The sequence below is a fragment of the Verrucosispora sp. SN26_14.1 genome (assembly GCF_004307965.1).
Taxonomy (GTDB): domain Bacteria; phylum Actinomycetota; class Actinomycetes; order Mycobacteriales; family Micromonosporaceae; genus Micromonospora.
Map to the genome: position 1 here is coordinate 15,939 of NZ_SISL01000033.1, position 11,804 is coordinate 27,742.

Consider the following 11,804-nt stretch of genomic DNA (forward strand, 5'->3'; position numbering starts at 1 on the left):
CACGAGGGGTCAACCGCAGGTGAGCGCGCCGAACGGCGCCTCGAACTCGACGGTCACCGGCTCGCCGTCGACGGTGCCGGTGGCCTTCACCGTCGCGGTGCCGGCCTGCACCGAGGTGGCGCGGGTGTTGAACGCCTGGAAGGCGGCCTTCCCGGACGCCACGTCGGCGACCGTCCGCGAGCCGTACGCCGTGATCAGCTCGATGCGCAGCGGCACGTCCCCGGCGTTGTGGGCGTTGACGGAGACGTAGACGTTCCTGCCGGTGCAGCGCGTGCTGGCCTGCACCTCCACGTCCCAGACCGGGGTCTGGGGCGGGTCGCCGACGGTGAGGGTCAGCGTGGTCCGGGTCGCCCCGGCCTGGCTGACGTACGGGGGCAGGATCAGGTCACCGATGATCGTGTAACGGCCGGGGGTGTTGACGATGCGCTCGTCGAAGTCCCAGTCGACACCGATGGCCTGGTTGTCCCGCGACCCGTCGTTGTAGGAGACCTCCACCTTGTCCGGCAGGAACGGCAGCTCGCCCACCTCGACGGACTGTTCGAAGGTCTCGGCGCCCTGGATCGAGATACCGCCGGTGGACATTTCCGGCCGTACGTAGATCCGCGCCTCGGCGATCAGCCCGTACGCGTCGTTCGTGCCGTAGACCACGAACGGGTCGACGTTCGGCTCGGCGACCTGCTCGGGCGTGATCTCCTGCCAGTTGAACGCGACCTGGCCGCGCTCGCCGCTGGCGTAGACGGCGTCCAGCGTGCTCGGCAGTGTCGGCACGTCACCGACACCGGTGCGGATGAGCACCGGGGACCGCACCGAGTCGACCGTCTCGCCGTTGGCCCGCCAGCGCAGCACGCCGGTGCCGGCACCGCTGCCCTGCACGCCCCAGATGCGGATGCGAAGGTAGCTGGTGGTGATCGGCGTGAACTCGAAGCTGTTGAACCGGTTGGTCGCCAGCCCGCCGGCGTACGTGCTGCCCTCGGCCAGCGTCACCGGCGTCCAGGTGGTGCCGTTCTCCGAGGTCTCGATGGCGTACGTGCCGGCGTTCGGACGGCGGGTGCCGCCGTTGTCGTCGTACCAGTAGATGTCGGTCGAGGAGAGTCGCACCGGCGCGCTCCAGCGGTACTGGATCCACGCCTCCCGTGCGGTGCTGGTGCCGTTCTGCGGTTGGCCCCAGTTGCCCCAGCCGCTGCCGGCACCCGGGTTGGAGTTGGTCGGCGTGGTGGGCTCGTTGACCCGCGAGTGGTTCTCCCACGATGCCGTGCCACTGGTGCTGATCGTGGCCGAGGCACCGAACTCCGCGGTGACCTCGCGCTCGGCCAGCGTGACCGACACGTTCGCCGTCGACCGCTTCTCGCCGTCGTCGGCCCAGAACCGGAACACGTAGTCACCGGCGACGGTGCCGGTGACCCGGGTGGTCAGCGCCCGCGCGTCGGCGAAGATGACGCCCGCGCCCTGCGGCGTGGAGACGGTCTCCCAGCCGAAGGTCAGCTCGCTGTCGTACGGGATGCCGTCGTCGGCGGCCGTGGCGACGAGCCGGGTGGAGAGGTTTCCGTCCGCCGAGCCGTCCCGGTTGGCGGTGACCTGTGGCGCCTGGTTGGTCACGTCCGGCACGTCCCGCCCCGACTCGAACACCTGGATCTCGCTGATCGCGGTGAAGTGGGTCGGGTTGTTGGTGAAGGTGACCCGGAGCTTGTCGGTGGTGACGGTGTCGAACAGCGCCTCGTTGAACTTCGCCGAGGGCACGACCGGGTTCTTGAACTGGTCCGGCACCTCCTTCCAGCCGCCGTTGCCGTCGGGCACCTGCACCCACCAGCGCGCCGGCTCGCGGTAGCCACCGGCCTGCCGGTCGCTGACGAAGAAGACCTTGACGTTGTCGAGGCTCTTGGCCGCGCCCAGGTCCAGCTCGATGTAGCCGTTGCGCTCGGTGGTGCCGTAGTTGCCCCAGTAGGGTTCGTTGGCGGTGATCCCGTCGGTGACGGCCGCCAGCGACACCGGACGCTCGGTCTCGGAGATGGCGCCGGGCGTGTAGTTCATCGAGGTGGTGCTCCAGCCGGGCGTGTGGAACTGCCGCCACGGCGTGGGCCGCACACCCTGCTGGGTGTACGAGGAGCTGAGCTGGGCGCCCTGCGCCAGGTTCGGCGCCTGCTCGGTGAGGTCGATACCGGCCGTCTTGAGGTAGCCGACGACGCGGTCGTCGGAGATCGGGGTGTCCACCGCGCTCGGGAAGTCGGCCCCGGTGGTGGCGGTGAAGGTGACGGTCACGCCCTCCTCGGCCTGCACCTGGTTGGTGTTCGGGTCGTAGGTGACCTTGCCGAGCTTGTCGGTGGTGACCTTCTTCTCGCCGTTGAGGAAGAGGCTGTAGCCGGCGCCCAGGCCGTACTTGCTGCCGTCCGGGTCCCAGACGATGGTGACGTCCTGACCGTGGTACCGCAGGTTGTTGACCATGAAGTGCTCGTAGCCGAACTGGATCGGCCACAACTCGATTTTGTCATCGGAACGCGGCTGGATGCCGCCCATGTCCTCGATGAAGATGTAGTTCATGTTGCCGAGCATGATGTGGTTCTGGTTGTTGCGGTTGTAGGAGCGCGTCGTCGGGTTCCAGTTAGAGTAGTACTCCGCCTGGTTCGCGACCCGCATGTCGGCGTTCGGGTAGATGCTCCACGCCATCCAGTCCAGCAGCCGCTTGGCGTACTCCGGGGTGATGTACTTCTGCTCCGGGTCGTAGTGGCGCAGCGCCGACCGCACACCGCGGTACTGCACGGTGAAGTTGATGTTCGAGAAGTTGTTCGAACCGCCGATCCCGTACGCCGACCGGTCGTACTGGTTGGCGGTGTAGAACGGGAAGATCGGGAAGTTGTCGCCGTAGGTCAGGAACCGGAACCCGTCGACGTACTTCTCCCACTGGTCGGTCGGGATCAGGTTCTCGGCGTAGATGTCGTAGAGGTTCGTCTCCTTGGCCGGGATCAGGTTCCGGGCCGAGGCGGGCAGCGGGTTGGCCCGCCCGTTCGCGGTCGCCGCGCTGCTCGCGCCGTGTGACGTGCCGGACAGGAACATCCGCATGTCCGGGCTCCAGAGCCGGGTCAGGATCGCGTCCCGGATCTCGTCGGCGCTGGCCCCCATCGCGTCGACCTTGGCCTGGTCGGCGTCGGAGAGCTGGTAGAGCTGCCGGGCCGCGTCGAACGCGCCCCACACGTACGCCGACTCCGGGCGCTCGATCGTCCGCGCACCCGGTGCCCCGGTGTTCACCTTCGGGAAGCCGAACGTGATCGCGTCGGCGTCGTTGCCCGGCATGTAGTTGGTGTCGTACGCGATCAGCTTGTCGTCGTTGCCGTCGTAGTGCTCCAGCTGACCGACGCCGTCACCCTCGAAGTACTGGGCGAACTTGCGGGCGACCTGCTTGCCGCCGCCGTGCACCTGGTACGCCTCGAGCCCGGCCGTGCCGAGGTACTGCGAGTAGTGGTTGTTCCAGCTCGTGTGCCCCGGGCTGTCCAGGAAGGCCGACGAGCCGGACAGCTCACCGATGTTCAGGATCTGGCCGTACCCCAGATAGGGCGTCCGCAGCCACTTGGTGTCCTGAAGGTGCATCGGCTGGGTCAGCGCGACCGAGTTCTGATAGAGGTTCACCCCCTCGATCGTCGTGGGGTACTGGTAGACGTGGCCGGAGGCGTTGGCGTCGAGCGAGTTGTAGCGCTCGCCCCACCAGCGGTACACGATCGCCTTCTCCATCGCCGCGTCCGGGACGTTGATGTACGGCACGTCCTGGGCCCACTGGCGGTGGAAGGCGGTGATGCCGGTCCGCACGGCCACGCTCGGCGACAGGCCGGCGTACTCCTGGTAGCTCTCCACCGTCTCGGGCAGCGTGGCCGAGGAGACCGCGCCCACCACGGACAGCGACAGCGAGCCACCGGCCGGGACGGTGATCTCGCGGTCCAGGTTGCTGCCGGTACGCGTGAAGCCGGAGCCGGTGAGGTCCACCCGGACGGAGTCCCACGGGGTGTCGACGAGCCCGTTGTTCGAGCCGCTGGTGATGGTGCGGGTGCCGGTGAGCGCGCTGTCGCCCGCAGCCTGGGTGGCCAGCGGCGACGCGGCCCGGACGGTGAAGGTCGCCGCCGAGCCGCCCGGGTTGGTGAACTCGATGGCGGTGACCGCCACGTTGTCGTAGGTGATGAACTTCGTCAGGTCGGCGCGGACCCCGGTGGAGCCGATGGTGTAGCGGCTCCGGGCGTGGCTCGGTGCGTTGAACCGGTTGGCGTTGACCTCGGACACGGTCTGGCCGGGCACCGTGACGGTGTAGAGGTTGCCGAGGTTGTTGGGGCCGCCGACGAACGTGTTGCCGGCGAAGCCCATCACGGTGAAGTTGTTGTTGCTGGCGCCGCGCATGTAGAGGGTGCGCCCTCGGGTCATCAGCACCGCTGACCCGAGCGTGCCGCTCACTCCGAGGATGCGGTCGAGGTAGTAGTCGGTGCCGCCGGCGGCGAGGTCGGCGTCGAAGACGGACTGGTGCATGTTGCCGGCGGTGAACGGTACGCCCGGCCGGAGCTGGTTCACGACGTCGCCGACGTTGCTGTAGGTCGGGTCGCCGATGTCCATGACGTGGTTCTGACCGTTGGTGTGGACCCCGACGTCGCCCTCGTTACCGGGCAGGATCGGGCCGGCCGCGTGGGCCGGGGACGATACGGCTACCGTCCCCGACACCACGAGCGCGGCAAGGGCGCCCCAGAGGGGCACCCTCCGCACGCGTCTGCGGATCATCTTCTTCCTCCTTGATATCGGTGCGGGCGGGCGGGTGAGGCGGTCCCCCACGTCGCACCTCGGTGGTGATTCGAGCGGCTCGTGGTGCTGTCGGCGCGGTTCGGACAATCCGATGTGAGCGTTAACATCAGCTCCGCCCCCGGCCCTGCTCCGGCAGGTCACCGTCGACGGGGATCCAGACCCGCATGGTCGAGGGCCCACGGTTGGCCCAGGCGTGGTACGGCACCAACGTCACCTCGTCGAACACCTCGACGGGCGCGGGCGAGGACTCGGCGACGTCGGCCCGGTAGGGCCATTCGTGGTCGTGCGGGCGCACCCGGCGGCACCGCACCACCACCCGACCGTCGACCAGCCGGGGCGGTTGGCTGGTGTCTATCCGTAGCTCGTCGACGCTCGTCACCCCCGGCACGTCCACCGACTCGATCGCGAACACCAGCGGACCGCGCTCCACCGCCACACAGCCCCGCACCGCGTCGATGCGGCTGTCCGGATGGGTGAACCGGGGCGCCATCGGCAGGGCGAGGACGACCTCGTCGCCGCGTTGCCAGGTGCGCTGCTCGGTGACCATGCCGGGGGCGACCGGTCGGGTGGCTCCGGCCACCGTGACCGTGGCGCCGTCGACGGCCCAGTCCGGCACCCGCAGCGACAGTGACCACGGGCGGTCGTCGTCGCTGTCGACGCGTACCCGGATCTCGCCGTCGTGCGGGTAGTCGGTGGTGATGACGAGGCACCGCTCCCGCCCGTCGGGAAGGCGGTGCGCGATGGTGCCGGGCAGGTACTGGTGCAGGTGCAGACCCTCGTCGTCGCAGGTGGCGGCGTACGCGCCGAGGCTGGCCACGGTGCGGGCCACGTTGGTCGGGCAGCACGAGACCTCGAACCACGGCGCCCGGAGCGACGCCGCCGCGCGCAGGCTGGGCCGGTCGGCGTCGGGCACCGTGCCGAGTTCCCGGCGGTGCAGCGTGTTGGTGTAGAAGAAGCTGCGTCCGTCGGTCGACGGCGAGGTCGACACCACGTTGAACAGCGTCCGTTCGATGAGGTCGGCGTAGCGGGAGTCGCCGTCGGCGAGCAGCAGCCGCCAGGCCAGCATCACCGAGCCGACACCCGCGCAGGTCTCCGAGTACGCCCGGTCGGGCGGCAGCATCCAGTCCTCGCCGAACGCCTCGTCCTGGTGCCGGGAACCCTGCCCACCGGTGACGTACGTGCGGCGGGTGACCGCGTGGTGCCACTGACCGCGTACCGCGTCCAACAGGCTGGCGTCCTTCAGCTCGACCGCGACGTCGACGGCACCGGCGGCCAGGTAGTTCGCACGCACCGCGTGCCCGCGCAGCACGGTGGCCTCCCGGATCGGGGTCTCGTCCTGGAAGTACTCCCGACCGAACTCGATGTCGGCGAGCCGACCGTGGCCGCGCCGGTCGACGAAGAGCGCGGCCTGGGTCAGGTAGCGGTCCTGACCGGTGGTGCGGGCCAGTTCCACGAACGCGGTCTCGATCACCGGGTGGCCGCAGACGCTGTCGATGCCGTCCACGCCGAACGTCTCGCACACGTGGTCGGCGGCCCGGCAGGCGATCTGGAGCAGGCCGTCGTCGGCGTCCGGCCGGGTCCGGGCCCGGGCCACGGCGGCCTGGACGAGGTGCCCGACGCAATAGAGTTCGTGCCCCCATTCGAGGTCCGACCAGCGCGGTTCCTGCCCGGGTCGGCCGAACTTGGTGTTCAGGTATCCGTCGGGCTCCTGCGCCGCGCCGACCCGCCGCACCAGGGCACGGAACCGCGATTCGAGATCCGGGTCGGCGGTCCGGCCGATCTCCCACGCCAACGCTTCGAGGAACTTGTAGATCTCCGAGTCGGAGAACTCGCGTCCGCGCCGCTCGCCGGCAAGGTCTCCCGCCACGGCCAGGTCGAAGTTGCGGACCCAGCCCTCCCGTTCGAGCCAGTGCGCGATGTGGTCGAGGGTCACCCCGTTGACCGACTGGCGCTCGGCCCAGAATCCGCCCGCGATCCGGACCTCCCGCAGGTCGAGGGGGCGCAGGCGACCCCGGACCGGCAGGACGGGTGCGGCCGGATGTGCGTTGCCGCTCATGGTCATCCTTTCAGCGCGCCGGACATGAAGCCGCGCACGTAGTGTCGTTGCAGCAGGAGGAAGAGGACGATGCACGGCAGGGCGAGGACGACGACGCCCGCTTCGGTCGCCCCGTAGTCGACGACACCCTGCACCTGGCCGCGCAGGTTCGACACGGCCAGCGGCAGCGTCATCTTCTCGGTGTCGTTGATCAGGATCAGCGGGGCCATGAAGTCGTTCCACGCGGCGAGGAAACCGAAGAGACCGACGGTGATCAGACCCGGTTTCACGGCGGGCAGCAGCACCCGCCACAGCGCGCTGAACGACGAGCACCCGTCGACCATCGCGGCCTCGTCGAGTTCGCGGGGCACCGCCTCGAACGAGATGCGCATCAGGAAGGTGGAGAACGGCAACTGGAACATGGTCAGCACGAGCGCGACGCCGACCAGGGAGTTCTGCAACCCCACCTGGTTGAGCAGCACATAGAGCGGGATCAGCAGCGTCGCGTACGGGACCATCAGGATGGCCAGGGTGAGCAGGAACAGGATGTTCTTGCCGGGGAAGCGGAACCGCGCGAAGGCGTACCCGCCGAGGAACGAGATCAGCAGCGTCAGCGCGACCGTGAGCAGCGAGACGAACGCCGAGTTGCCGAGGTAGCGCCAGACGCCGGCCTGGTAGGCGGCCAACGTCTGGTAGTTGCCGATGCCCCAGCCGTCCACCTGGTTGGTGCCCGGTTGCGGGGAGACCGAGGCGACCGCCGTCCAGACCAGCGGTGCCAGGAAGATGAGGGCGACCGAACCGGTGAACACCCAGTACGGCGTCCGCAGCGCGATCCCGGCGATGGTGGTGCCGCTCGGCTTCCTCGGCCGCGACGGCTCCGGTGCGGACGGCGGTGTCCCGTCGGCGACGGTCTCTGTGGTGCGGGAAACGACGGTCATCGGATCAGTTCCCCTCGGACCGGAAGGCGCGCATCTGCAACGCGTTGATCATGATCAGGGCGACCAGCACGATGACGGAGATGGCCGCCGCCACCCCCAGGTCGTTCTGCCCCTGGAAGGCCACCATGTAGATGAGCTGCACGACGGTGATCGTGCTGTTGTCCGGGCCGCCCTTGGTCAGGATGTAGAACTGCTCGAAGGCGAGCAGGGAGCCGGTCACGCAGAGCACGGTCGTCAGCGCCAGGGTGGGGCGCAGCAGCGGCAGCGTGACCTTGCGGAAGGTCTGCCAGCGGCTCGCCCCGTCGGTACGCGCCGCCTCGTACACGTCGGCGGGGATCCCTTGCAGGCCGACCAGCATGAGCACCATGTAGAACCCGGCGTACCGCCACACGATCAGGAAGGTCGTCGAGAACAGCGCCGCGTTCGGGGAGCCGAGGAACGTGATGCCCAGGCGGTCCATCAGCGGGGCCAGCGGGCTCGCGTACGGCGAGTAGATCACGTAGAACAGCAGCGACGCCGAGGCCAGGCCGAGCGCGCTGGGGATCAGGAACGAGGCCCGCAGCAGGTTGTTCCACCGGCTGGACTCCTGCACCAGCAGGGCCAACCCGAGAGCGAGCGTCAGCAGCAGCACGGTCGCGAGCGCCGTGTACTTGAGGGTGAACACCACCGAGTCGGTGAAGAAGCGGTGCTCGACCGCCTTCACGAAGTTGTCGGGCGCGTTGAACCCCTGGTCACCGGTGAGCAGCGGCCACCGCGACAGCGACATCTTGATGACCAGCAGCAGCGGCACGGCGAACAGCAGCGCCACGAAGACCGCGGTCGGCATCGCGTAGAGCCAGCCGAGCAGTGCCTGACGACCTCGGGGACGGGCGCGGCGCCGTGTCGCCGCACTGGGCGGGCGAGACGGTGCGGTGACGCTCATGGGACCTCTCGTTTCCTTCGCTGACGGACCGAACGTGGGCGCGGCGGGGGCGGGTGCCGACCGGTAGGGACTCCTCGGGCGGCACCCGCCCCCACCGGGTACCTACTGCTTCAGGACGGCGGTGATCTCGCCGTTGTCCTTCGGCAGGTCGCCGTTACCGTTGAGCACCTGGTTGCGGACGAGAGTCAGCCACGGGCTGTTCGGCGCGTTGAACGCCTGCTGGAAGTTGAGCGCGACCGGGGTGTCGCCCTGACCGGCCACCTCGTTGATGGTCACCAGGCGCGGGTCCTCGGCGGCGTACTTGTTGTTGGCCAGGTCGGCGCGGGAGACCACGTCCTTGTTCTTGGCCAGCACCTCGACCTGGGCCTCCTCGGACATCATCCAGCTCAGGAAGTTCCACGCCTGTGCGGCCTTCTTGGAGTCCTTCGAGATGCCGACACCGTCGCCACCGACGAAGGTGGAGGCGCCGCCGTTCGGGCCGGGGATGCCGGCGACACCGGCGTCGAACGGCGTCGAGGAGAGCAGCGTCGCCGGGTAGAACATCAGGCCGACCTTGCCCTCGGTGAAGGCGGCGGTCCAGGTCGGACCGGTCTCCCCCGCCGAGGCGGGCAGCACGGCACCGGAGCGCCACAGGTCCTGCCAGGTGCTGAAGACCTTCTGCGCGGTCTCGTCGGCCAGCTTGGACTCGGTGCCGTCGTCGCTGAGCACCTGCCCGCCGTCGGCCCAGATGGACGGGAACCAGGTGAAGACGAGGCAGCCGCCGCAGTTCAGGCCGGCGGCCGTACCGTAGACGCCCTCCTTGCCCGAGGCCTGCACCGCCTTGGCGGCGGCAGCGTACTCGGCGAGCGACGCGGGCGCCTTCTCCGGGTCGAGCCCGGCGTCCCGGAACAACTGCTTGTTCCAGAACATCATCGACAGGTCCAGCACGAAGGGCAGCACGTGGGCCTTGTCGTCGACGGTGCCCGCCGACAGGTGTCCCTTGTTGATCTGGTCCTTGAAGTCCAGGCCGTCGATGTTGGAGCTGATGTCCTGGAACAGGCCCTGGCTGACCCAGTTCGGCACGTAGACGATGTCGGCGGCGAACAGGTCCGGCAGGCCACCGGAGCCGGCCGCCGCGCCGACTTTGGCGACGTAGTCGTCGTTCGGTACGACGGTGAGCTTGACCTGGTTCTGGTGTGTGGCGTTGTACGCGTCCACCAGCAGCTTCGCCTGCTTCTCCAGCGGCGCGCGGGTCCACAGGGTCAGCTCGCTGCCGTCGTCGACGCCGGTCGGGCCGGCCTCGGCGGCGCTCGGGCCGCTCGGCTCGTCGCTGCCGCAGGCCGCCACGGCGAGGACCATCGTCGCCGCCATTGCTCCGGCCAGCGAACGCAGGGCAGTACGCCTGCCCAGGTTTTTCCTCATGATTCCTCTCCTAGTCTGCATCGATGCTCGCCGGGGAGCCGCGAGGCGGTTCCCGTGAGCCGGGTAGCGGGCGGTTCCGCTCGATCGGGTAAGACCGGAGCCGCCGCACCGGCCGTAGGCCGTGGACGTGATCGGCGAAGCCGGATGATCAGGTACGGCCGGCGGATGACCGGCCGGGCAGGGTCAGGGTGTGGACAACAGGCCGCCGACGGAGTCCCGCCGAGCCGAGGTCTCGTGTGGACGGTCCGATGCGGCACCGCCGCATCGCTGCGTCGCGCGGGTGGGGTGGACCGGTGACGACGACGCGGTCCGCACCGTCTTCGTGGGCGATGCCTCGTCCGTCCTCATCGGTGTCGCCTCCCGCCGGGTCCGACGGAACCGGCACGGCGAGCCGCACCGCCGCCGAGGTGGTCGGTATCACTTTCCGCCGTTAGCGTGTCCCACGAAAACGGTTTCGGCAAGATGTCTGATGGGTAAAACCTGAACCCGTTTCGGTGTGGGCTTCACCTTCCCTTACATGCACCCTGCGCTCTACGCTTGCCCGTCATACGGGGGCGGCGACCACCTGCCGGCCATCCTGAAACTCTTGCGAAAGGCTTTCGGTGGGTCGACGACGATCACAGTCAGTGACGCTGAGTGACGTGGCCAGCCGGGCCGGCGTCTCGGTCGCGACCGCGTCCAAGGCGCTCAACGGACGCGCCGAGGTGGCCCAGGCGACCCGGGAACGCGTGCTGCGCGCGGCCGACGAGCTCTCCTTCCAGCCCAACGCGCTGGCCTCCGGGCTGATCAACGGCCGCACCCGCACCGTGGGGCTGCTCACCGACGAACTCGGCGGCCGGTTCGCCATGTCCATCCTGCTCGGTGCCGAGAACGCCCTCGGCAACGAGCAGATGTCGGTGCTGCTCTGCGACGCCCGGGGTGACGCGATCCGGCGCCAGCACTACATCCGTACGCTGCTGGCGCGGCAGGTCGACGGGTTCATCGTGGTCGGCGACAGCAACGAGGTGGGTCCCTCGCTGACGCAGGACATCCCGGTTCCGGTGGTCTACGCATACGCCGAGTCGACCGACCCCCGGGACCTGTCGGTGATCGCCGACGACGAGGGCGGCGCCCGGCTCGCCGCCGAGCACCTGGTGCTGCACGGACGACGGCGGATCGGGCACATCACCGGCCCGGACGGTTACCGGTCGGCCCGGGACCGGGCGGCCGGGCTGCGGACGGTGCTCACCGAGGCGGGCCTCGATCCCGCCGGGGACCCGCTGTTCGGCGAGTGGTCGCAGCGGTGGGGCCGGCACGCCACCCGACTGCTGCTGGCGGCCCGCCCGGACGTGGACGCGATCTTCTGCGGCAACGACCAGCTCGCCGCCGGAGCCGCCGACACACTGCGTGACCTCGGGCGACGCATCCCGGACGACGTGGCGATCGTCGGCTACGACAACTGGGAGTTCTTCGCCGCCGACTGCCGACCACCGCTGACCACGGTGGACCTCAACCTGGAACGGCTCGGCGCGACCGCGGTCAAGCACCTCTACGCCGCCCTGGACGGCAATCCCGGCAGTGGCGTCATCCGCCAACCCGGCCGCCTCGTCGTCCGCGAGTCGACCGGACCGGCGGTGCACCGCTGAGCCGGGCGGGTGTCGCCGGAGCCGACGACCCACCGGGCCGGGAGGACCCTCCTCGGCCGGGCTAACCGATCAGGCTGGCCGGTCGCAGCGCGCGCAGCGGTCGGCCGACGCCGCAC

Annotated in this window: 6 protein-coding genes; 1 reads left to right on the forward strand and 5 read right to left on the reverse strand. The window is 69.4% G+C overall.

Annotated features, from left to right (window positions below; genetic code table 11):
• Window positions 1-9: 9 nt before the first annotated feature.
• The 5 genes from EYA84_RS05925 to EYA84_RS05945 all read right to left on the reverse strand — a co-directional run bounded on the left by EYA84_RS05925 (window position 10) and on the right by EYA84_RS05945 (window position 10,063).
• Entirely contained in the window at window positions 10-4,746 is a 4,737-nt protein-coding gene (locus tag EYA84_RS05925; RefSeq protein ID WP_343232755.1) for an Ig-like domain-containing protein, read from the reverse strand.
• A gap of 127 nt (window positions 4,747-4,873) precedes the next feature.
• Window positions 4,874-6,823 carry a glycoside hydrolase family 127 protein gene (locus EYA84_RS05930; protein WP_131051998.1) on the reverse strand — a complete coding sequence of 650 codons (1,950 nt, stop codon included), beginning with the start codon at window positions 6,821-6,823 and terminating at the stop codon, window positions 4,874-4,876.
• Between the two features lie 2 nt (window positions 6,824-6,825).
• Window positions 6,826-7,740 carry a carbohydrate ABC transporter permease gene (locus tag EYA84_RS05935; protein ID WP_131051999.1) on the reverse strand — a complete coding sequence of 305 codons (915 nt, stop codon included), beginning with the start codon at window positions 7,738-7,740 and terminating at the stop codon, window positions 6,826-6,828.
• 4 nt (window positions 7,741-7,744) lie between these two features.
• The gene (locus tag EYA84_RS05940; RefSeq protein ID WP_131052000.1) at window positions 7,745-8,662 is read right to left on the reverse strand and encodes a carbohydrate ABC transporter permease; all 918 of its coding nucleotides are present in this window, start codon (window positions 8,660-8,662) and stop codon (window positions 7,745-7,747) included.
• A gap of 102 nt (window positions 8,663-8,764) precedes the next feature.
• Window positions 8,765-10,063, reverse strand: a complete 1,299-nt coding sequence (locus EYA84_RS05945) for a sugar ABC transporter substrate-binding protein (protein WP_131052001.1) — start codon at window positions 10,061-10,063, stop codon at window positions 8,765-8,767.
• Between the two features lie 602 nt (window positions 10,064-10,665).
• Here EYA84_RS05945 and EYA84_RS05950 point away from each other — a divergent pair.
• Window positions 10,666-11,688 (forward strand): LacI family DNA-binding transcriptional regulator, encoded by a 1,023-nt coding sequence (locus tag EYA84_RS05950; protein WP_131052002.1) that lies wholly within the window; start codon window positions 10,666-10,668, stop codon window positions 11,686-11,688.
• The last annotated feature ends 116 nt before the right edge of the window (window positions 11,689-11,804 follow it).